The organism is Vibrio rotiferianus CAIM 577 = LMG 21460, from assembly GCF_002741985.1.
Lineage (GTDB): Bacteria > Pseudomonadota > Gammaproteobacteria > Enterobacterales > Vibrionaceae > Vibrio > Vibrio rotiferianus.
In genome coordinates, this window is sequence record NZ_APHW01000103.1 from 207,343 (window position 1) to 230,461 (window position 23,119).

16 protein-coding genes and 2 pseudogenes are annotated in these 23,119 nt (G+C 44.6%); 8 read left to right on the forward strand and 10 right to left on the reverse strand.

All coding sequences use genetic code 11. The features are described from left to right. Positions 1–65 precede the first annotated feature (65 nt). The 5 genes from B853_RS19490 to B853_RS19510 form a co-directional block, all read right to left on the reverse strand. Complete coding sequence (locus tag B853_RS19490; RefSeq protein WP_038887447.1) at positions 66–905, reverse strand: energy-coupling factor transporter transmembrane component T family protein; 840 nt, start codon at positions 903–905, stop codon at positions 66–68. After that, entirely contained in the window at positions 902–2,683 is a 1,782-nt protein-coding gene (locus B853_RS19495) for an ABC transporter ATP-binding protein (protein ID WP_038887446.1), read from the reverse strand. Before B853_RS19495 ends, B853_RS19490 begins: the two co-directional genes overlap by 4 nt. 6 nt (positions 2,684–2,689) lie before the next feature. Then, entirely contained in the window at positions 2,690–3,238 is a 549-nt protein-coding gene (locus B853_RS19500; RefSeq protein ID WP_005432209.1) for an ECF-type riboflavin transporter substrate-binding protein, read from the reverse strand. Between the two features lie 310 nt (positions 3,239–3,548). Further along, on the reverse strand, positions 3,549–4,679 hold the full coding sequence (locus tag B853_RS19505) for an HlyD family secretion protein (RefSeq protein WP_010451023.1): 1,131 nt from the start codon (positions 4,677–4,679) through the stop codon (positions 3,549–3,551). Then, on the reverse strand, positions 4,679–5,065 hold the full coding sequence (locus B853_RS19510; protein WP_005438987.1) for a DUF3302 domain-containing protein: 387 nt from the start codon (positions 5,063–5,065) through the stop codon (positions 4,679–4,681). Before B853_RS19510 ends, B853_RS19505 begins: the two co-directional genes overlap by 1 nt. A 146-nt stretch (positions 5,066–5,211) precedes the next feature. Here B853_RS19510 and B853_RS19515 point away from each other — a divergent pair, with 146 nt between their 5' ends. After that, positions 5,212–6,102 (forward strand): DMT family transporter, encoded by an 891-nt coding sequence (locus B853_RS19515; RefSeq protein ID WP_038887444.1) that lies wholly within the window; start codon positions 5,212–5,214, stop codon positions 6,100–6,102. A 96-nt stretch (positions 6,103–6,198) separates the two neighbouring features. Here B853_RS19515 and B853_RS19520 read toward each other — a convergent pair whose 3' ends face one another. The 4 genes and pseudogenes from B853_RS19520 to deoD form a co-directional block, all read right to left on the reverse strand. After that, positions 6,199–7,782 (reverse strand): diguanylate cyclase, encoded by a 1,584-nt coding sequence (locus B853_RS19520; RefSeq protein WP_038887443.1) that lies wholly within the window; start codon positions 7,780–7,782, stop codon positions 6,199–6,201. Beyond that, on the reverse strand, positions 7,783–9,249 hold the full coding sequence (locus tag B853_RS19525; protein ID WP_038887462.1) for a tetratricopeptide repeat protein: 1,467 nt from the start codon (positions 9,247–9,249) through the stop codon (positions 7,783–7,785). Positions 9,250–9,401: 152 nt separating this feature from the next. Beyond that, positions 9,402–10,874 (reverse strand): annotated as a pseudogene (locus tag B853_RS19530) (transposase). Between the two features lie 68 nt (positions 10,875–10,942). Continuing rightward, positions 10,943–11,653, reverse strand: coding sequence for a purine-nucleoside phosphorylase (deoD, locus tag B853_RS19535; protein ID WP_005375140.1), 711 nt, complete (start codon positions 11,651–11,653; stop codon positions 10,943–10,945). A 397-nt stretch (positions 11,654–12,050) separates the two neighbouring features. Here deoD and B853_RS19540 point away from each other — a divergent pair, with 397 nt between their 5' ends. The 4 genes and pseudogenes from B853_RS19540 (at position 12,051) to B853_RS19555 (ending at position 16,167) form a co-directional block, all read left to right on the forward strand. Then, positions 12,051–13,001, forward strand: a complete 951-nt coding sequence (locus B853_RS19540) for a YbgA family protein (protein ID WP_038887439.1) — start codon at positions 12,051–12,053, stop codon at positions 12,999–13,001. After that, a complete protein-coding gene (locus B853_RS19545) occupies positions 12,991–13,794 on the forward strand; it encodes a MerR family transcriptional regulator (RefSeq protein ID WP_038887438.1) in 804 nt (267 codons plus the stop codon). The genes B853_RS19540 and B853_RS19545 overlap by 11 nt, the downstream gene beginning before the upstream one ends. Before the next feature lie 23 nt (positions 13,795–13,817). Continuing rightward, positions 13,818–15,234, forward strand: a pseudogene (phrB, locus tag B853_RS19550) (deoxyribodipyrimidine photo-lyase). A gap of 6 nt (positions 15,235–15,240) precedes the next feature. After that, positions 15,241–16,167, forward strand: a complete 927-nt coding sequence (locus B853_RS19555) for a L,D-transpeptidase family protein (protein WP_081641259.1) — start codon at positions 15,241–15,243, stop codon at positions 16,165–16,167. A 26-nt stretch (positions 16,168–16,193) separates the two neighbouring features. Here B853_RS19555 and B853_RS19560 read toward each other — a convergent pair whose 3' ends face one another. Beyond that, entirely contained in the window at positions 16,194–16,448 is a 255-nt protein-coding gene (locus tag B853_RS19560) for an Lpp/OprI family alanine-zipper lipoprotein (RefSeq protein ID WP_010451046.1), read from the reverse strand. Positions 16,449–16,870: 422 nt separating this feature from the next. Here B853_RS19560 and B853_RS19565 point away from each other — a divergent pair, with 422 nt between their 5' ends. The 3 genes from B853_RS19565 to B853_RS19580 all read left to right on the forward strand — a co-directional run bounded on the left by B853_RS19565 (position 16,871) and on the right by B853_RS19580 (position 23,111). Next, positions 16,871–18,214, forward strand: a complete 1,344-nt coding sequence (locus B853_RS19565; RefSeq protein ID WP_010451048.1) for a DEAD/DEAH box helicase — start codon at positions 16,871–16,873, stop codon at positions 18,212–18,214. A 784-nt stretch (positions 18,215–18,998) separates the two neighbouring features. Beyond that, on the forward strand, positions 18,999–20,969 hold the full coding sequence (locus tag B853_RS19575) for a prolyl oligopeptidase family serine peptidase (protein WP_128826981.1): 1,971 nt from the start codon (positions 18,999–19,001) through the stop codon (positions 20,967–20,969). After that, the gene (locus tag B853_RS19580) at positions 20,970–23,111 is read left to right on the forward strand and encodes a TonB-dependent hemoglobin/transferrin/lactoferrin family receptor (protein WP_038887434.1); all 2,142 of its coding nucleotides are present in this window, start codon (positions 20,970–20,972) and stop codon (positions 23,109–23,111) included. It abuts the gene before it with no gap. Positions 23,112–23,119: the final 8 nt, after the last annotated feature.

Consider the following 23,119-nt stretch of genomic DNA (forward strand, 5'->3'; position numbering starts at 1 on the left):
CTATAAAAATGGGATGCAGAGGCATCCCATTTTTGTATTTGGTTTTCAACGTGAGACTGGTTCGTTTAGAACGGATACCAAAACAGTTGAGTGTCTATCACGCGTTTGCTAATCGCTGCGGCAACAATCACGACGATGCCTGCCATACACACCATATCGGCTTTGGTCAGCGGTTTTAGGCTGTACCAAGTACGAGATGAATGACGACCAAAACCACGCAATGTCATCGCGTTAGAGATTTGGTCGGCGCGATCTAGGCTAGAGAAAATCAAAGGGCCTAAGATCTTAGAAACGTTCTTCATACGAGTAAACAACGGCGCTTTCTTGCTCAGTTCAACACCACGAGCTTGTTGAGCGTGCATGATGTTCACGAAGTCTTTCTTCACTTCGGGCAAGTAACGCAAGGTCAAACTGACTGCATAGGCGATTTTGTAAGGCACACCCATGCGGTTCAAACTTGCTGCAAACTCAGTAGGATGCGTAGTAAACACAAACACCAAGGCAATTGGGAACATGCTGAAGTATTTCAGTGTCACGGTGACCAGGTAAAACAAGGTCTCTTGGGTGAGTGAGTAATTACTCGGTAACGACAATAATACCGTCGTCGAGCCCATGTATTCACTGCCTTGCTGTGGTGCTAATGCGAACATAAACAACGCATTAATCAACAAAACACTGCCTGTACCGATCAGTAAAGGCTTGTACACATGGAAAGGTACCTTGGTCATTTTTAACAAACCAAGACCTACAACGATCAGTAGAGCAATGATACGCAAATCAAAGGTCGTAAGTACCACAGTGACCCATGCAATGAACGTCAAAAACTTTGTGATGCCATTGAGTTTGTGCAGTGGCGATTGGGTATCGATGTAGTTGATACCAAACTTCATCTTGTTGTCTTTCATGCCACTACTTTCTCAATGTTCTTAACATCATTATTTTGTGAATCTTGAGTTTCTGAAGGTTGTACATCGGCTTTGTTATCACCCTCTCGGCGCGCTTTTTCAACGTCAATAAAGTGCTGCATAAAGCCGTTCGTGTTTTCTATGTCTAACTCAGTAGCCAGTTCATACAAACTGGTTGTTGCCAAGTTCGCTTGGTCTAACAGTGCAGGGGAACTAAACACTTCAGTCATTGGCGCGTCCGCAATCAACTTGCTATCAGCAATCACGATGGAACGAGTGGTGTATTCCAAAACCAAGTGCATATCGTGAGAGATGATCATTACAGTAATGCCAAGTTCACGATTAAGCTTCTCGATAAAGCTCAGCATTGATGTGTAGTTACGGTAATCTTGACCAGCAGTAGGTTCGTCCAGAATCAAAAGCTCAGGCTCTAGGGCAAGAATCGATGCAATCGTTACACGCTTCTTCTGACCGTAGCTTAATGCCTCAATTGGCCAATGGCGGTACTTGCTCAAACCACACAGCTCAAGTACTTCCAATACTTTCGCTTCGACTTGTTTCTCTTCAACACCACGGTTACGCAAGCCGAAAGCCACCTCGTCGAAAATCATGTGATGCGAAATCATATGATTTGGGTTTTGCATTACCACGCCAACCTTTTGGCTGCGTTCGAAAATCGTTAGCTCGTTTAAGTCTTGGCCGTTCAACATCATCGAACCTTGGTCTGGTTCAATCACGCCCATCACAAGCTTAGTGATGGTGGATTTGCCGGAGCCGTTTTTACCCAAAACCGAAACGAATTCGCCGCGCTTTACATCGAAGCTAACGTCTTCAAGTGCGTTTTTCTCACCATCGTAGGAATAGGTAAGGTTATGAACAGCCAGAAGAGTCTCGGCTTGCTTTTCAACGTTGGTTGCTTTTGAGGCTTCAAACCATGCGTTGACGGCGGTTTGGTATTGCGCCAATGGCAGTGTGCTCAAGCTCGATGGCTTTGCATCGCCTTCAATCGCGCAGCCCGCTTCTTTCAACGCGGAAAGGTAAAGTGGCTCACGAATACCGTATTCCTTAAGAAGAGGGGATGCCAATATCTCATCCGGTGTGGTATCTGCGATGATTTCACCGCTTTCCATTAGAATGATGCGGTCAACAGAGCGGTGCAGAACATCTTCAAGACGGTGCTCGATAATGATGATGGTTTTACCCGTTTCACGGTGCAGCTCATCGATAATCTCGATGGTCTTCTTACCCGTCTTCGGATCAAGGGCAGCGAGTGGTTCGTCGAACAATAAGATGTAAACGTCGTCCACTAAAATACCTGCCAAAGAAACGCGCTGTTTTTGACCACCGGATAAATCATGTGGGGAGCGATCTAACATCTGTTCCAAATCGACCATTTTGGCTGTAGCTTTGACCAAAGGGTACATGTCGATGTTAGACATCAATTGGTTTTCCAACGCGAATGCGATGTCTTCACCAATGCTCAACCCAACAAATTGGCTGTCCGTATCTTGCAGTACGGTACCAACTTGTTCGGTGAATTGGTGCATGTCAAAAGGGGCGGTGTCTTGACCATTGATGGTCAGTTTGCCACTGGTTTCCCCTTTGATAGCGTGTGGGATTAGTCCGTTAAGACATTGGCCAAGGGTAGATTTACCACTACCACTTGGACCGATAATGACGATTTTCTCTCCTGTCTCTATCCTTAGATTGATATTTTTTAGCGTCGGTTTGTCCAGCGACTCATATCTAAAAGAGAAGTTAGAAAATTCGATTGTCATTCGACATTAAGCCTCTGTTAAGTTGCGGCTTTGCTTGTTACGTTTCGCGACAGACTTAAGAATGAAGAAGCCCACAATAGCAATAAGAATAGTGTTACCCAGCGCGATGATCGACAGCTGTGTGAATACCTTAGTGAACGGTTCTGCGTACAAAATGGTGTCTAGGAAGGCTGAACAGCCATAACCGAATACGTTGCCCAATAGAGCAAGCACCACGAACAACGCGAAGTCTTTCATATTGAAGTCACCTTTCTCTAAACGGTTGCGAGTCAGAGAAGGGAAAAGACCGATAATTAAACCGACAATACCTGAACCAAGTACCCAAGTGAGCCATACGCCCCAGCCTGCAAATAGGTCTGTAACCCAGTGGCCGATAAAGCCAACCAAGAAGCCTACCAGAGGGCCGAATAATACTGAGAACAATGCCAATACCGCCATTGCTGGTTTCAGCGTCGTGTTTGCAAACACAGGGATGCCAAACATTGGCAAACCGCCAATGCCGTATAGTGCAGCACCGATTGCAATAACCACCACGGTTTTAGCAGAAAGATTCATAGATAACCTCAGTTCAATTGTCGATTTTAAAGAACGTTCACTTGCTTTGTTTTGCAGCGCTGATTGTGTAACAAAGTTTGGAAACAACCAAGCTGCTTATTGTTTGCTCTATTTTTCTTCAAGAAATGTGTGACTGAATTCACGCACCTCATTGACTGGCTTAGTTTTTCAGCAAGCATCAAAAATAAGGCGCGCATTATACAGAATATTGATAAAAGTGGGAATGCTATCTGTCTGGATGGCTAGAATGAAGTCAGGGGCTGACTGTCAGCCCCTGATTACACTGTGTGATGGTTTTTTCACCTAAAAATTAATGGTCTAGGTATAGGTAGTTTTGCCAGCTCTTCATACGAATAAGTACTTTGCGCATGATAGATACGTGGGTAAAGCTATCTGAGTAAACGGCGACTTCAACTGCTGTACCCATCGGCAGATGATACTTTTCTAGGTCATCCGTGATTTTTAAAGTCACGAACACGCGACCGCTGGTGCGCAGAGCTTCTGTACCAAGCAGTGAACCTCGCGCTTGGAATTGGCTCTCACCAATCGCTGGTAGCACTTCAACGACCTCGCCTTTAAATACGTTGCCCGGTAGAGCTCGGAACATAAACTCGGCTTCAAATCCCGGCTCAAGACGTTGCAGTGAGTTTTGACGAAATGCTGCTGTATATAACTTTTCTTCTGTATGAACGAAGGTCATTACTGGTGCAAGCGGTAAAGGTACAGCCATCACACCTGGACGCAGTGCCAATTGCGTTACATAGCCATCCGTTGGTGCAGTTACGACGGTTTGCTCTAAATTGAACTCAGCTTTTCTTAACTCGGCCAATAGTGACGCGACTTGCGTGTTTTCTCCGCCAACTTCAGAGTCGAGTGCGATTTGCGCTTGTTCTTGCTTTGATTGCGCAACATCTAAAGCGGCTTGGGCTGCTTTGAATGCTTGGCGACGAGTATCCAATTGTTGCTCAGTGAATGCACCACGATCGAAACCACGTTGGTAACGATCAAATTCGCGCTGCGCTTTATCACGTTCCGCAAGTGCTTTGAGCACGGCAGCTTGAGCTTCTTGAACGCTAGACTCAAGACCAAGTGCGCCTTGGCTCGCTTCTTTTACTTTCGCTCGTAGTTTGTCTACTTCCGCTTGGAATGGAATCGGATCGATACGGAAAAGTACATCACCTTTCTGCAATGGTTGGTTTGGTTGAACAGGCACTTCAATCACTCGACCACGAACGCCAGAAACGACAGGTGTAGTTGAGAAGACTTGGTTACCAATTTGCGTGAACGGATGGTTGTAGTTCATCAGTAAGATAAGTGTACCGACCAACACTACACCCCCAAGAACAGCAGTTGGAACTGTCCATTTGTTCAATGGGATATTGAAGATTTTGAAAATCGCAATACATAACGCGGCGTAAGTCAGAACCAGTAGTAAATCCATTATTGTTCCTCCTTACCTTGTTCTTTTTGTGCTGGAGTGCTTGATGCTGGCTTTTCACCTTTCAGCGTAGAGACTTCTTTTTTCAATTCGTTGACTTCATCTATTAACTCTTCGAGGCGATGATGGATATCATGCGTTTCTTGTTCGAGTTGTTTGAAGCCCCAGCCTCGTTCTTTGCGCCATAATGTCGCCCAAATCCAAAGGAAAGGCCAAAGGGCGTGAAGTGTGAAAAGGCTTACCCAGCCAGCGTAATGAATAGCGTCTTGGTGGGGATGCTCGCGCTCTTTTGCTATTTCATAAGGAATATCATGAATCACAATGATTCCGTAGAAGATAACCAAAGCAACGAAAATGAGTAACCCAAGTGCAAAATAGTCTAGAAACATCTTACTTCCCTGTGCTTGTTGCTAAATAGAAAAACTTACGTAAATTAACTGTTTAAGTATTTGATGAAACAATAAGTGAATCAAGTTATTTATAACTCGATGCGCTGTTATTGAGAGATACGGCATGCAATACGAAGGAGTAAGCAGTGCAATATTCAGGTGAGATTGCCGCGATAAGCGCCGCAATCGTTTGGGCATGTGTGACATGGATATACAGTCAATTCAGCCATAGTTTTTCCGCGATGCAGTTGAATATAGTCAAAGGCATTATTGCGTCGGCGATGATGCTGGTGGTTATGCCGTTTTTGCCGCAAGGTATACCAACACAAATTGAACCAATACATCTCGCTGTATTAGCGGTTTCCGGTGTGATTGGTATTGCCATTGGTGATAGTGCTTACTTCGCCGCGTTGAAGCGCATTGGTCCGAATAAAACCTTATTGCTGGAATCTCTTGCTCCACCGTTATCGGGTGTGCTTGCTTTGGTGTTTCTGGGGGCGGAGCTGACATTACAAAGTTGGCTTGGCGTAGTGGTGACAACCGCAGCAGTGACTTTTGTTGTCTTTCAACCTTCTTCTTCAGGCGAAGAAACAAATTGGAGTGGCATTGGGTTTGGACTGTTGGCGAGTGTATGCCAAGCCTCGGGCGTGGTGATTTCTCACTATGCATTGGTGGCAGGGGATCTTCCACCTTTGTTGGGTGCATTAATCAGACTCAGCATTGGTGTGGTTGCGGTTTGCTTGGTAATTAAAGCTGTTGAGCCTGCACCGTTTAAAGGCATCAAGCAACACATTCAAGAGATGGGTAAGAAGGCCATGGGATGGCTGCTATTGGCGATTTTTGTCGGTACCTTCCTTGCGCTTTGGCTACAACAAATCGCTTTGAAATACGCGAACCCAGCGATCGCACAAACCTTAATTGCCACTAGCCCGGTGTTTATCTTGGTGATTTACGCCATGAAAGGCGAAAAGGTAGGAGCGAAGAGCGTGATAGGGACATTAGTCGCGCTCGGTGGTATTTCGCTGTTCTTCCTTTAAGCTTTTCTCTAGTAAGTTGAAGAAAGATGCAAAAACGCCCCAGTTACGGTTGGGGCGTTTTTGTTGTTCAGAGATTTTTATCGCTTAGGACTTGGCTTATAGCTCAGTGCACACTTGGTTTCGGCCATTCGCTTTGGCGCGGTAGAGTGCTTTATCCGCTCGGTAGAAGGTACGTTGAGTGTTTTCTCCTTCGTGGTGAGTGGTTATGCCAATAGAAACAGTTAAGCCCCGTTCCCCCAAGATCTCGTGCCAGCCAAACTGATAAATACGCTCTCGATAGTTTTCGGCGTGCATCTCGGCCATTTCGAGTTCGTGGTTTTCAAGAATGACCAAGAACTCTTCACCACCGAATCGGACACAAGAGGCTCCCCGGAATTTGAAATAATTTGCTAGTTCTTTTGATACATTTTGAATCGCTTTGTCGCCTACTAAGTGGCTTAGCTCGTCATTGATCGACTTAAAATGGTCGATATCAACCACCAAAAGTGCAAAAGGGGTGTCGTGGAGCAACAAATCCTTCAGCTTCACCTCCAACCAACGACGGTTATGCAGTGATGTGAGTGGGTCGGTAAACACATCTTGTTGAAGCTGAGCCACGGTATTTTTATGTTGCTGTGTTGTCTCTTTTAGCTCTTTGTTCTCGATTTCAGATAAAATGAGTTTAAGCTGTAGCTCAAAACGTGAGAGCCTTCTTAGTTGTGCGGAGCCTAGTTCACTTATAGGAATATGTTTGACCAAATCGGATTCGATTTGGAATGCTTTTTTTTCATATGTGAGGGCATCTTTGAAATAAGATTGAGATGCACACACATTGCTCATAGCGTTATAAAAATACTTCGCCAAAATAGGTGACGATTGAGTGGGAATACGCTTAGCGAGCGATGAAAGCAACATGTTTGCAAGTTGTTTGTGACCAAAATAGCTCAAACAACTTGCGACCTCCATTTTCACCATTGTAGACAGCCATGGGGTGTGAAGGTTGCCCACTGTGTATTGGATTTTAGCGAGAGCGAGCAGTGCTTTATCATATTCTTGGTTCAAGCGGTGTATTTTGGCCTGATACAAGCGAATTTGTCCTGTTAGGTTTTTATCACTAACAAGAATACTCAGCTCTTCACACTCAACCAAAAGTTCGGCTGCTGCGTTACTCCTACGTAGCTTGATGTAACATGCGAGCATATAAAGTTTGTATCTCAGTCTCAATGAACGACTGCTAATAGCATGATCGATGGCATCGATCTTTTGGTAGTATCGCAATGCTCGGTTGTGATCGCCATACGCATCGCATAAGTTGCCCATTCCGATGACTGCTTTCACGTATTCATCAATAAATCCATAGTCCACCGCAATCGTAGTGGTGGTGGTGTACTCATTGAGCGCTTGAGCATACTCTCCGATTTCTACCATTCTGTTACTCAAACTGGATTTTATCGTTAGGATGTCTTCGGCATCTTCAGGCAGACTCAACAAGTCTAAAGCAAGTTTTAATTCCTGAATGCTCTCTGTTACTTGCTTTATTTCGGCTCGGTATTCAGCACTGATAATATAGCAGTGAGCTTTTTCTCTATTTGTTGATGCAACGTGTTGACGAACGTGAGACCAGAGAATTAAAGCTTCTTCACCATTGACAGAAGTTGGGTCTAGTCCAGCATCGGTGACTTTATTTAATAGTTGTTCCATCTATGATGCCTCTGCACGATTTTCTTCAAGTTGTTCTAATGTGAACGGGAAAGTAAGAATATCCTGTAGATACATAATTGGTTGCTTTACAGCTAGGCCTTTTCTTGCCCAAGGGTAAATTTTTATCATTGATTGGATGACATGGAATATTTGCTCGGCGGCATCACCTTTATCCGCGACTAACATTGCTAAGCGATTGGTGCTCAATCGAGAAATCAGGTCGTTCGTCGTGGTAAGTGAATGAACGAGTTCGGTGCAAATATCAAGGTATGCGGGGTCATCATGTTCAATCATAATGACGGCGTGGTTGGAACGTGCTAACTCGGTCTTAAATAGAACGAGCTTCTCCCACCAGTAAGTCTCTGATACCACGTTCGAAAACTGCTTTTCAGGATTGTATTCATACTGAGCTTGAATTCGATTGATCAATTTGCGAGCCCGTTGCTCCAGCTGTCGTTTTGAGCTGCGCGCTTTGTCCATGCTGAGGCGGTGAGTTTGTTCTTTGAGCATTTTTAAGGCGTACTTGCGATATTTTTTGAATGCAAGAAATGCCGCTTGGTGGTCACCTTGTTCCTCTGCTACACGAGACTGCTGGAAACAAATCTGGCTCAGTAACTCACCGTTATCAAAAGCGAGCGCTGACTGCTCAGCAGCTTTAAGCAATTCGCTAGCAGTACATGTATTCTTGCGTAGCAACTGCAATCGCGCTTGGCTTATACAAGAATGCGCTTTCATCCAGACAAGATCATGTTCCATTGCGAGAGTATGAGCGCGTTGAGTTGCTTCTTCTGCGGCATCGAGTCTCTCTAGGCCTAACAGTGCTAGCCCTTTAAAATCCCATATCTCTGCCTGCCATGTTTTGTCGTCGTGATCTTTAAGGACTTCAGAGGCCCCGTCTAAAACGGTGAGCATCTCAACAAATTGGTTAAGAAGGTAGTAATCCCAAGCCAACAGAATACGGGCTTTTCCTTCTAGAGGGGCATTGCGCACACTATTTGCCACTTTGACGGCAAGTTCATGCGTGGAGGCGGCAAGGGCGTGATCATTGGTAATTCGCCATACATTTCCGAGACCAACGAGGGCTTCAATTTGAATTGCGGTGTCGTCAACCAAGGCTGATTGCTCTAACGCGTTGATCCAGTATTGCTGTGCTGAGTAATACTTTGCTTGGCCCCAGTACTGTAGAGCAAAGACATGGAGGATTTCAGGTAGGAAGTCGTCGGTATCGAGTTGGTTTTGTATATTGTAGGCTTGCTTGATGAGCTTTAGACCTTTTCGATACTCCATCACGCACCAGCAACAGTGAGACATGATTAGAAGGGACTGGATTTCGCCTTCTGGAAACAGGATTTGTTCCGCACGCACTCTACATTGCTCTGCAAGCCGCAATGTTGCTGCTGGGCTAGGCTTGATATGCCTTCTTAGCTCATTGAGTTCAGCTTCTAACTGAAACTGGTTTTTATCCAAAGTCCACATCCATGACTATCGAACAGACAACGTGCCTAATGATGTCTACATATATGAGTGTGCATTATGTAAACAGAAAAGGTATCGAATACTGTAATGTATACCTAAACGTTGGGACATTACCACTCATAACTGAGTAATATGTCAAATAATTAGGACAACAGCTGTTTGATAGTGAGTGGCGCATCCGTTACTTCTAATCGCTGCGCCGCTGTCAGTCCTTGTTTATCCTGATAGCACAAATTATGCCAAGCTCTGAAAATATCTAAAAGAGGCAAAAGCCCCCCCCAGGTCTCAATTTGCGACGTGGCTCGTTGATGAAGCTCTCAAATAACAATTGAAAACGGTTTTGATAAAACTGAATATGCTTCGTCGTTGCAATGTTGAACCACGATTCAGGGGTATTTCTGTCCCCTGCTAAATAGCAAATGCATTTGTGTGCGCTGTTTTGAGATGAAATAGCCCAACGATCCCGCCACCAGCTCATATATGCAATATCTACTTTGCCAAATGGTGCCGACATGTCCCATTCTGGATCTTCTTCTACGTATAAAAGATCAACATTTTTTTGTTGAATACGTGATAGACAAACGCTCAACGCTGCAGAGCGGAGCAGTGGGTCCTGTGGCATGTAGATAGACACGCGTTTTTCTGAGCTACACATATCCAAAACGTGGAGATAATGTGCGTAAGACGTATAAGGAGGCCTGATCAATGCCCCTTTGGATGGGTAATGGAATACTGAGAAATTACCAAGAGGATCTTCCACATTGCCTCTCGCCAAAATGGTTTGGTATTTTTGGTCGATACGTTCACGTAGCTTTGTTGAAGGCTCTGGTAGTGCTTCGCTGGCCTCTGCTGTGTAATCTTGAGACACAAAACGTGAAATGTCTTCGTAAGGGTTATGATCAATAGAGCCAACAGGCTCTTCATTCGAGGAATAGTTTACGTGTTGACACAGGATGTACCCCGAGTGCGCTTCCCCTGAAACGATCCAATAAACGCCATTGTTGCTTTGTGGCTGAAGAGAGACAAAGTTAGAGGCAAGTTCATAGTGGTCAGCATGATTGACCCAGCGAGCGTCAATAGTCGCAAGCTTACGGCGACAACGACTAGCAATATGATCAACATGATCGTAGAACGTTTTTGGGTTGATACTGAGCTTACGGCAGATTTCACGTACGGAATAACCTGTAAACAACAAACCCATCAGGTTTTCTTGAAACTGTAGCTTCTTGTTAGCACCAGACCATTTATCTACAAAGGTGCTTTGGCATTCTTTACAACGGTAACGCTGACGATCGCCGCTGTAGCCAAAAGCATGGTAAAGGTGTTTGTGGGTGTGGACTGAAAGTCCGAAGTTGTCACATTCATCGTTGCGACATGCAGGCAAGCCATCACTGTGTACGTGACGAAGACGATGAAGTTCATTCACTACATCGCGATTGTTAAGTAAGGGGGGGGAAAGCTCCACATTCACGGCAGACCATCGCCGGACGTTTAGGGTTAGCATGTTGCAACACATAACGTTTTGCATCACTCAATCCAAAGTTGTCACACGCCAATGTTTTACAAAAGTTGAGTTGTAACCCATCTGCGTCTTTTGGCAGTTCGCCGTTAGACACAATCGCCCCCTCGGGATAATTCAGGCAGCCGGTCAGGCCCCGGCTGCAAATTACTACTTAAGTATTTCTTAGATGTTGATTGCTGTTTCTAGAGCAACTTTCATCATGTCGTTGAACGACTTTTGACGCTCTTCAGAGCTTAGTTTTTCACCACGGATGATGTGGTCAGAAACTGTTAGGATAGTTAGAGCTTTCGCACCTAGGTCTGCAGCTACGCCGTAGATACCTGCTGCTTCCATATCTACACCTAGGATGCCAAGTTTTTCCATCTTCTCGAAGATGTCAGCTTCTGGTGTGTAGAATAGGTCTGCAGAGAATACGTTACCTACTTTAACTGGTACTTCTTGAGCACGCGCTTGGTTAACAGCTTCTTCTAGAAGGCCGTAATCAGCGATTGCTGCGAAATCGTGGTTGTTGAAACGGATACGGTTAACTTTTGAGTCTGTAGAAGCACCCATACCGATAACAACGTCCATTAGTTTAACATCGTCACGTACTGCACCACAGCTGCCTACGCGGATAACGTTTTTCACGCCGTACTCAGCGATTAGCTCGTGTACGTAGATGCAGCAAGATGGGATACCCATACCGTGACCCATAACAGACACTTTCTTGCCTTTGTATGTGCCAGTAAAGCCGAACATGTTGCGAACGTCACAAACTTGTTTTACATCTTCCAGGAAAGTTTCTGCGATGTATTTAGCGCGCAACGGGTCGCCTGGCATTAGAACTGTTTCAGCGAAATCACCTGGTTGTGCGTTAATGTGTGGGGTTGCCATAAGTGCTCTCCAAAGTCTTGTTCTGATAAATCGCCTTTATTATAGAAGGCTATTACCAATTCTGTTGAACTTGTTCGTTTTCGTTGGGGTAATAATATCGGGACACGCAATACACCCTTGAGAGATAAGTCACAAAATCATGGGTTTTAGTGTTCAATTATTCTGTTGATAACTAAATCTGTTGAAACCAAAAAGGCAATCGATTTGCTTTTGAGCAGTTTGTCGATTGCGCGCACAAAATCTCGGCTTTAAGCACAAAAATTTTTCTTCAAAGTTTCTGATCGATATTCGAGGAGAGTGAGTAAAACGATTAAATTGTACAATTTATTTTCTTGTACAATGTAAATTGACTTGCTATAAGTTATACAACAAAACATTTTGTATAGGATGCTTCGTTATGGAATCTTCAATCAAAGTCGGTATCAGTTCTTGTGTACTTGGACAACGAGTACGTTTCGATTCAGGACATAAAATTAGCAACTTCGTAACGAAGGAATTAGATGGTTATTTCAATTTTGTACCAGTCTGCCCAGAAGTAGGAGTCGGGATGTCGGTACCTCGCCCTACTATTCGTTTAGTGAGTAACGAAGAACGAATCGCCTTAGTTGAGACTAAAAATCCAGACAACGATCACACTGATAATATGCTCACTTATTCGAAAAACAAAGTGAGTGAGTTGGAAGGGGAGCAGTTGTGTGGGTATATCGTGTGTGCGAAATCGCCAACGTGTGGCATGGAACGAGTAAAGGTTTACAGCAAGAATAATGCTGCCAAAGAGGGTATCGGTTTGTACACCCGAACTTTAATGGAAAAAATGCCATGGCTACCAGTTGAAGAAGATGGACGCTTGAATGATCCGGTACTGAAAGAAAACTTCATCACTCGCGTTTACTGTTTGAATGATTTTTATGAGTCGATGGATGGAGAGCCAACCCGCGGCAAAATTATCGAGTTTCACTCGCGCTACAAGCTGACGCTGATGTCGCATCACCCCGAATCGTACCGTTCTCTTGGGCGCTTAGTGGCCGATGTGGCGAACTATGAAATTGAAGAGTTCTATAACGAATATCGCCTAGGTTTGATGAAAGCACTACAAAACCGCGCGAGCCGTAAAAACAACACCAACGTGTTGATGCATTTACAAGGTTACTTTAAGCGTTCACTGAACAGTGATGAAAAAGCAGAACTAGCGACAGTGATCAGTGATTACCGCACTGGTTTGTTACCATTACTTGCCCCGTTAACGTTAATTAAGCACTATCTCAACGCATACCCAGATGCGTACTTACAAAAACAGAAATACCTAGAACCATACCCACAGGAGATGAGACTTCGTTATGGATTGTAGCCAGGAAGAAAAACTATACGCGATTCGAGATGTATCTGAGTTAACGGGTGTAAAGCCCGTTACTCTGCGCGCTTGGCAAAGACGCTATAACTTGATTCAACCGCAAAGAACGGAAAAAGGGCATCGTTTATACCGCCAACAGGATCTGGACGTAATCCGAGAGATTCAGGGGTGGCTAGCGAAAGGCGTTGCTATCGGTAAGGTGAAAGGGCTACTGGGACAAGAATCAGACGTTGATGTGACAACAGAGAACCAACGCCTAGAAGAAGTTGAAGTGATGCTGAAAGCTTTGTCGGAGCTTAATCGTGGCAAAACAGAAACGCTCTTATCTAACGTATTAAAAGAGTACCCACTTAATATTGTGATTGAACAGCTGATAAATCCAGTATTTGAAGCATTAGATTTAGTGAAGGTCTCGCTGCGTTCACTACAACTTGGTTTGTTCCAAACCTGTTTGATTACTCGTCTCGCGCTAGTGGTTGATTCAGAGAATAAAGCTGCATCAAAAGGAAAATGTCTATTGATAAGCTTTGAACAAGCACGGGAATCAGAAAGTTGGGTACAAGCCGCAATACTGTGCGAGCAGGGCTATCACATTACTTTGATCGATAAAGTGGAAGACGTGTCTGGTTTGGTTGATCACGACGTGCTGTCTCGTTACAAGTTCATTCACTTCTTTTCTAACAAAGCATTGCCTATTAAGCAGGTGGAAGCGTTAACCATGCTGCAAACACAGCTTCCAGAAAAAGTGCAGTTCTCGGAAGTGATAGAAAAGCTGCACTTTGCTGCCTAAAAATACCCTAGTAAGGAGACGACATGATCCTGGTTTGGTTTCGACGTGACCTAAGAACGTTAGACCACACAGCGCTTAAGGCTGCTCTTGATTCTGGGCAGCCTGTTGTTGCCGGTTTTGTTGCAACGCCAGAGCAATGGCAAGAACACCACATGGCACCCATGCAGGCGGATCTTATTGCAAGACGTTTGATGCATCTTGAAGAAGAGCTAACAGAGCTTAATATCCCACTTCTGTATAAAGAAGTACCCAAATTTTCTGACGTGACTGAGGTCATCAAGGGTTGGGCAATATCATTGAACGCAGAAAGCGTCATGGCGAACATCCATTACGAGGTCAATGAACAAGCGCTAGACCGAGAGGTTTCAGAGGTTCTTGCTAAAAGCGACGTCACGTTCGAAGCTTTCCACGACAAATGTATTCATGCGCCAACCACGGTGTTAAACAAGCAGGGTGACTACTTTAAAGTCTTCACTCCTTTTAAACGTGCTTGGCTGGCGAAGTTCCAAATGCCGATGGTGTGGAAACCAGAACCGCAATTAAAGCTATCTGATGATGCACTTAAGCCAGTTGAAACTGATCGCTATCATGCTGATGTGGCTTTTTCTTATTCACGTGACTCAAGTGAGCAATGGCACGCTTCGACCGGAGAGATCCTCAACCGATTAAGAGAATTTGCTCGAGTGCGCAGTGATGCCTATAAAGCAGAAAGAGATCGTCCTGCTGTTGATGGAACCAGCCAACTATCTCCCTATCTTGCGATTGGTGCGTTATCGCCAAGACAATGTATCGCTAGGCTTTATGCTGAGAGTCCTCATTCTGAGCTTACTGAAGGTAAAGCAACATGGTTGAGCGAAATCATCTGGCGAGAGTTCTACCAGCACTTATTGGTGTTTGAACCAAAGCTAGTAAAAGGAAAAGGCTTTATTCCCTGGGAAGATAAGATTAAATGGTCTTATGATGAAACGGCGTTCGAGCGTTGGAAAAAGGGAACGACTGGCTATCCTATCGTTGACGCTGCCATGCGACAACTTAATGAGACGGGCTGGATGCACAACCGTCTACGCATGATAGTGGCAAGCTTCTTAACTAAAGATCTTCATATCGATTGGCGTTGGGGGGGAGGCGTACTTTATGAGTAAGCTGGTGGATGGAGACTTTGCTGCCAACAATGGAGGTTGGCAATGGTCGGCATCTACGGGGTGCGATGGGCAACCTTACTTCCGTATTTTTAATCCAATCAGTCAGGGCGAAAAGTTTGACTCTGATGGCACATTTGTTCGCCATTGGGTGCCGGAAATTAAAGAAGTGCCAAATAAGTTTATTCATAACCCTTGGCTATGGAGCAGTTTTAATTTACTGGATTATCACAAGCCGATGGTTGATCACAAGGTAGAAAGAGAGATAACCTTACGGCTCTTTAAAAACGCCAAGGAATAGAGAGAGATGCCTAGTAAGAAGCGTTTGATGTGTGTCGCTAAACGAACCCTATTGTCTGTATCGTTGTCTTTGGTGAGTGGCTTATCATTCGCAAAGATGTACGAATTGCCGGAAGACGGGGCGAGAGTGATTGGTCGCATGGAGAACCATGTGGTCGAACAGGGCGAAACCATGGCGAACATTGCTAAGCAATATGATGTTGGTATGCTGGCGTTAATGGCAGCCAACAAAGGCGTAGACCCTTTTTTACCAAGAGAAGGGCACGTACTTACAATACCTACTCAGCTCATTCTGCCTGACGTCCCTCACGATGGCATTGTTATTAACCTTGCTGAACTGCGCCTCTACTATTTCCCGCCAAAGGAAAGTGTGGTTCATGTTTTTCCGGTTGGTATTGGTCGAATAGGTCGTGACACGCCCGAAATGACAACGAGTATCAGTCAGAAGCGTCCCAACCCTACTTGGACACCACCTTCTTCCATCCGCGCAGAATATAAAGCGAAGGGCATTGACCTCCCAGCCGTTGTACCTGCTGGACCGGATAACCCGTTAGGTATGTTTGCATTGCGCTTGGCGTATGGTCATGGAGAGTACTTGATCCACGGTACTAACAAAGATTTTGGTATTGGTATGCGCGTTAGTGCGGGTTGCATTCGAATGGACCCTAATGACATCGAATGGTTGTTCGACAAGGTGCGCCGTGGTGAAAAAGTGAAGATCATCAACCAACCGGTAAAAGTAGCACTTGAACCAGACCGCAGTGTATTTGTTGAGGCACATGAACCATTAACTCGCAGTAATGGCGAAAAAGATCACCTACAAATTCCACAAGCGTTGGATTGGTGGTTGGATGAATACGGGATGACGAACGCGAAAGCAAAAGCAGCGATTGCTGCGCAGAATGGTGTACCTGTAGAAATAACCGCGCCTTAACAAACGTTAAAGCGCGGAATCACATCTTACTTAGTGTAAGACTGAGCGATGTTGTCGATACGCTCGTTAGCACGTGCAGCTTCTTCTTGTGCTGCCATAGCTGCTTCACCAGATTTTTGAACGTTAGATTGAAGCGCTTGAACGTCTTGGCTTAGCTGGCTAACTTGGTTGCTTAGTTCGTCTAGTTTTGCTGCGTTAGCTGTTGCTGCATCATCAGATGAAGCACAACCTGCTAGTAGAAGTACTGAAGTTGCAGCAGCTGCGATCAACGTTTTGTTCATGTTAAGAACTCCTTGCTTATAGTTGAAGTTACGCTCTATACATTCTTTGTCATATAGTCGCGAATTAAAATGTATGAACATTTTATCAGTACATGATGTAGCAAAAGTCAAAAAAATCCAAGGATTTCATATATTCCTCGGTTTTTTCGCTGACCATGTGATTACACTTATTAAAAATGTAAATTGATGGCCAATAATCTCCCTTCTCAACAGTCCTTTTTTGCTACGTTCCTGATATCAATAATTTAGACGATATTTACATAAAAGAAAGGTAATACATGAAAACTTTATCCCAGTAGTAAATTTATATTGTGTGATCTCTATCTATACTCCTATGATTTGCGGTATTATAGAGGGCTTTTATTTTTTGCTGCGTTAGAGCGGAAATGACACGAAGAAAGCGCTCAGACAATGACTATTTATTGGAGAATACTTTGCAATTTAAAGATCTAGGCCTAGACAACCGATTGTTGAAGAACCTAAAACACTACGATTTCAAAAAAGCGACTGACATTCAAAAGCAGGCGATCCCTGTGGCGATTGCAGGCAAGGATCTATTGGCATCTTCGAAAACGGGTTCGGGTAAGACTTTGGCGTTTGTATTGCCGATGCTTCATAAGTCATTAAAGACGAAGTCGTTTTCAGCGAAAGACCCGCGAGCAGTAATCCTCGCACCAACGCGTGAGCTAGCAAAGCAGGTATATGGTGAACTGCGTTCAATGTTGGCCGGCTTGACGTATGATGCAGCTTTGATTCTTGGCGGTGAAAACTTTAACGATCAAGTTAAAGCGCTGCGTCGTTACCCAAAATTCATCGTAGCAACGCCAGGACGTTTAGCTGACCACTTGGAGCACCGTTCACTTTATTTAGATGGTTTAGAAACCCTCATTCTTGATGAAGCTGACCGAATGCTAGATCTTGGTTTTGCGCCAGAATTGCGTCGTATCCACAACGCAGCTAAGCACCGTCGTCGTCAGACATTGATGTTCTCTGCAACTCTTGATCACGCAGAAGTGAACGGTATTGCTTCTGAGATGTTGAATGCACCAAAACGCATTGCCGTTGGTGTATCAAACGAAGAGCACAAGGACATCACTCAGAAGTTCTACTTGTGCGATCACTTGGATCACAAAGAAGCGATTCTAGAGCGTGTGCTTGAAGAAGCAGAATACCGTCAGGTAATCATCTTTACAGCAACGCGTGATGACACTGAGCGCCTAACTGAAAAACTGAATGAAAAGAAACTTAAAGCGATCGCGCTAAGCGGCAATTTAAACCAGACTCAGCGCAACACCATCATGAGTCAGTTTGAGCGTGCAGTATTTAAGATTCTGGTAACGACAGACGTCGCTTCTCGTGGCCTAGATATCGCAACAGTGACACACGTAATCAACTTTGATATGCCTAAGCATACCGAAGAGTACGTTCACCGTGTTGGTCGTACAGGTCGTGCGGGTAACAAAGGTGATGCTATTTCATTGGTTGGCCCTAAAGACTGGGATAGCTTCAAGCGTGTAGAAACTTACTTACAACAAGATTTGAGTTTCTCTGTATTTGAGGATTTAAAAGGTAAATTCAAAGGCCTGAAACCTCGTAAGCCAGATTTCCGTAACAAGAAAGCGGCACCAAAGAAAGCGCGTCCTCAAGCGAAGAAAACGGCGAAGAAGCCAGCTAAGCGAGATAAAGGTTTCTACCAAAACGTGGCGGTGGGTGATAACGTATTTATCCCTAAGAAAAAGCCAGCGGAGCCAAGTGCTGAGGATTAATCTTCACCGTATTGCTTAATTGAAATGTTAGGAAAATCCGAGTTTTCAAGCTCGGATTTTTTGTATCTGCCTCTTTTTGTTTACTAACAATGAACGTGTGTTCAAGAGTCTTTGATTTTTCTAAACGGAATTCTTGCTTAGCATGGTTGGTGTGAAGAGGAGAATCAAGATGCAGCAAGATGAACGATGGTCACAAGAAAAGCAATGATTAGAACAAGTTGATATGAGTCTAACAGACAAACAGTGTCACGCATTGGGGTGGCAGAGGTGCAGTGTTTTGACCGAAATGTTGTCATTTCTGTGTATGGCATTAGTTAGTTGCACCTTGGTGCTGGTTCGAGGAGGTTCCCATGCTCACTGAAGAATCTCAAATGGGCGAATTGATTAAGTCGGTTGTGGTGTCCTCGCTTTATTTTGTTGGGTTTCTTGCTCTACTTTGGGTTGTGACGAGTCACTTTTTTTAGTTTACCTATCTTTCTTGAGTCACCTACTTAAGAAGAAAAGCTACTTTCGTCACCTTGTCGGGTGGCGTTTTCATTTCTAAGTTCTTCATTGCATAACAATAGATGACTTATCTAACAATAGACTTCCCTCACAGTGCATTCATCCATGATGTAAACGTTTGGCATAATAAAAACCGATAAAAATATCAAAAAAACATGCAAATGATAATTGATCTCATTTTTATTTAAGGGCAGAATACGCGGCATAATATTAATCCTATAAATAGTTGTGTCATTTATATGAAATTCTGTCATGTTTTTTGGGGCTCTTGGTGACCTCTTTGCCCAGTGTGGCCGCGGATAACTTTGATTGGCTGAGAGACGATTCCAGACAAGATGAGCGAGTCCTTTCTTACCTCAAACAACAAAACCAAAAGACAGAAGAGTTTCAGCAGAGTTATGCAACCATCACTGAAAGCTTACTTGTTCAATGGGAAACCATGTCGGGTGAGAAAGGTGATAAGCCTTGGGCGATTAAAAATGGACAAGAATGGAACCTAGCACGTCGACAGGGCAACTTCGCTTTGCTGTCACGAGCAGATAAAAATACGCAAGAGAATGTGGTTTATGATTTCTCCTTGCGCCAAGCAGAGCATCAGTATTTCCAAATTGGTCAATGGCATGTTCAAGCTAATTCGTTACTGTTTACTGAAGACATTGATGGCAGCGAGCAATACCGTGCAGTGTTGGTAGACCTTAAGCATGGCAAAGCGCTTGATCTGATCAACAACGTAGATAATGGGGTTCTGCTCTCACCAAATGGCAAGTTTGCTTTCGTTGTATCAAAGGAAGCAAAAACACAACGTCCTTACCAAGTCGTGCGAATCAACACTCAGACCAATGAGCAGAAAATAATTTGGCAAGAGGAAAAGACTGATTGGCTGATGTCTTTCTATCCAGCAGCCGATGCTCGTTTCGCTCTTGTGCAAAGCAACAATGAATCGACCACCGAGCAAAAGATCCTGAACCTTGATTGTGGAGAGCTAACGGCTTCGTTACGTAAACCAGAATCCGGTGTGGAGTATTATGCGGATGTTGCTCAAGGCAAAGTCTTCATCAACAGTAATCATAATGGCCGGTTTAACCTGTTTGGAACCGAGATGTCTGAGCAAGATGCGAACACTGCGGAGTCTGATTGGAAGCCTTTCTTAGAATCAGAAGACGGAGTTGAGCAATTTTACTTGTATGACGCGGGACTTGTGGCATTAAGCAAGCAAGGCAACAGCTCGACAATCTCAGTGTATTCTTATGATGGGAAGGCGAAGAAAGCGATCCCTCTAGAGTCTGAAGGTCGCGTTGCTTGGTTAAGTACACTTGGAGACTACCGCTCTAACAAAATCCGTATTCGCAGTATGTCGATGACGACACCGCCATTGTGGGAAGAGTTTGATGTAAAAACACTAACGAAGACCAGCTTATCTCAAGACGTTTACCAAGGTTTTTCCAGCCAAGATTATGTTTCTAAGCGCATTATGGTTGAAAGCCATGGTGTTCAAGTACCAGTGTCTCTTGCGTACCGTAAAGACAAACTGAGTGATAACGCTCCTGTCGTTCTGTACGGCTATGGTGCTTATGGCTTTACCATGAAGCCTTACTTCATGCCTCAAACCGTGAGCTTACTTGACCATGGTGTTATTTACGCGATAGCGCATGTTCGTGGTGGCGGTTTCTTTGGTGCTGACTGGCACGATCAAGGTCGAGGTGTTTTTAAAGCTAACTCCATCAGTGATTTCACGGCTGCGGCACAAGCACTCAAACACTTTGATGGTGGTGAACGCGGTGTCTACGCGATTGGCTCTAGCGCTGGTGGTACTTTGGTTGCTGGCTCGATCAATCAAGACCCAGACTTGTTTGCTGGCGTGGTGATGAAGGTTCCGTTTGTGGATGTCGTTGCCAGTATGTCAGATACGTCACTACCGCTAACTGCGCAGCAATACGGGGAATGGGGGAATCCGACTCTCCCAGAACAACTCAAAGCTATGCAAGCTTATGATCCTATTCTCAATATCCACAAAGGCGATTACCCACCCATGTTGGTTCAAGTCGGATTGAACGATCAACGCGTACCTTATTGGGAAGGTGCAAAGTACCTTGCTCAAGTTTCGTCGACCAGTCAATCGACAGGTCCTTATTTGTTGCAAACGGACTTTAACTCTGGCCACCGCATGGACCCAAGGCAGGCAAGAGAGCAACAAGCAAAGGAATATGCATTTCTATTATCACTCATTAAAACATCTAAAGCGGAGCAGTAAATGAAGCTTACCCCAGTGTCAGCGGCAGTACTTTCGGTACTTGCTGCCAGTCAAGTACACGCCGAATCTAAGATTTTCTCAATGGAAGAGGTGGTCGTAACTGCCAATAAAATCGATCAGCCATTGTCAAAAGTAGCAGGTAGTGTAGCGGTAATTACGAACGAGCAAGTCGAAGAGCGTGGTGAAACAGAGCTCTACGATGTGCTGCGTAATGAGCCTGGTGTAAGCGTAACTGGTGGTGCTGGTCGCCCTCAAAACATTACTATCCGCGGTATGACTGGCAATCGAATAGTTATCGTTCGTGACGGTATTCGTTCTGCAGATGGCTTTGGCGCGAATGACATTAATGATGCTGTTGGGCGAGATACCTTCGATTTATCTAATTTTGAATCACTACAGATCATCAAAGGTGCAAGCTCTTCTGTTCACGGCTCTGGTGCTATCGGTGGGGTAGTGATTTTGGAATCAAGCCAGCCGGGTGACTTCTTAAAAGACAAAGATTTTTATACTGATGTCTCTGGTACATACACTAATATCAGTAATAAATACAAGGGTACGAGCAACTTAGCGTTTCGTTCGGGTGATACTGAGAGTTTGTTCAACGCTTCTTACTGGCAAGGCCAAGAAACGCGCAACTTTGACGAAGACTTATATGACCGTGACCTTGATGGTTACAGCGCCTCCTACACTCTCAATCACTTTTTCAGTGAAGAGCTCATGCTGAAAGCAAAAGCAGAACTTTATACACAGAACCAAGAGCGTTTGGAAGGTTCTCCTTCTATCCAACCAGATGGTATATGGCATATCGAAGATTTTGCTGAGGATGAAACCACAGAAGAGTACAGTGCTTACATTGGTGCAGAAGTAACACCGATTAACCCAACTTGGTTTGAAGAGTTGGATATCAAAGTATATTGGCGTCACACTGAAGTAGTAGAAGACACCAACCGCTTGATGCGCCAAGTCGATCATAATGGTTTGATCACCAAACGTCGCGAACTGGAACACAAAGTCTTTATTGACGAAACAATTGGTTTCCGTGGCGATTTCACCAATACAATTTACGCAGCCAGTGCGGAGCATCAATTGGCATATGGCGTCGAGCTTTCTACCGACTACTATGAGCGAACGGATAGCGATTCCAAGATTGATTGGAATGGGGTGACGCCTTCGACCAAGCAACCTTTCGCTCCAGCTCGAGCTTATAACATAGGTTTGTACGTTCGAGACATGGTGGAACTGGATAAATGGACCATCACGGGCGGTCTGCGCTTTGATGCGCACCGTCTAACACCGGACGGTGAAGGGCAAGTCGGCGGCTTTCCTCTAAAAGACCTTAATAGTTCAGAATTGTCACCAAGCTTGTCGGTTTCTCGTGAAGTGTTCGCAAACAACATCGCTTACGTTTCTTACAACCACGGTTACCGCGCACCAGAATACGACAAAGCGTACGGTTTCGTGAACCATGATTTCGTACCGTTAACGCCTTTTGTTATTGCACCGAACTTAGACCTAGAAGCGGAAACGTCGGACTCATTTGAAATTGGTAATAAGTTCGATAACGGTCGTGCGTATGTCTATGCCTCTGTGTTTTACAACAAGTTTGAAAACTTCATCGATGTTGTAACCACAGGCTTTGATTCAAGCACCGGGAATTACATCAAGCAGTACCAAAATCTTGATGGCGTAGAGACATATGGCGCAGAGCTCTCCGCTGGTTATGCTCTCACTAAGCAATGGGACATCAGCACCAAGCTTGGCTACGTAGATGGTAAAGATGCGGAAGGTGAATACGTCCGCAGTATCACGCCATTCGAAGGTAACGCTCAACTAAAATACGCCAACCAAGACTTTAGTACTTACGTGACTTGGAACTGGGCTGCGGCAATGGATCGCGTTCCTGAATGTCAGACCATATTAGGTCTTGGTACAGAGTGTGCCCAGACAAGTGCGTGGAATACGTTTGATATTGGTGCCACTTACCACGTTTCCAAAGACCTTCGTGTAAGCGCGAACATCGTCAACCTGTTCAATAAAGAGTACATCCGTTACCAAGACGTGGCAGGTATTGCTGAAGAAAGTAAGCATTACTCAACCGAGCCAGGGCGCTACTTCACGTTGAATGCGAAATACGAATTCTAGGACGAAAT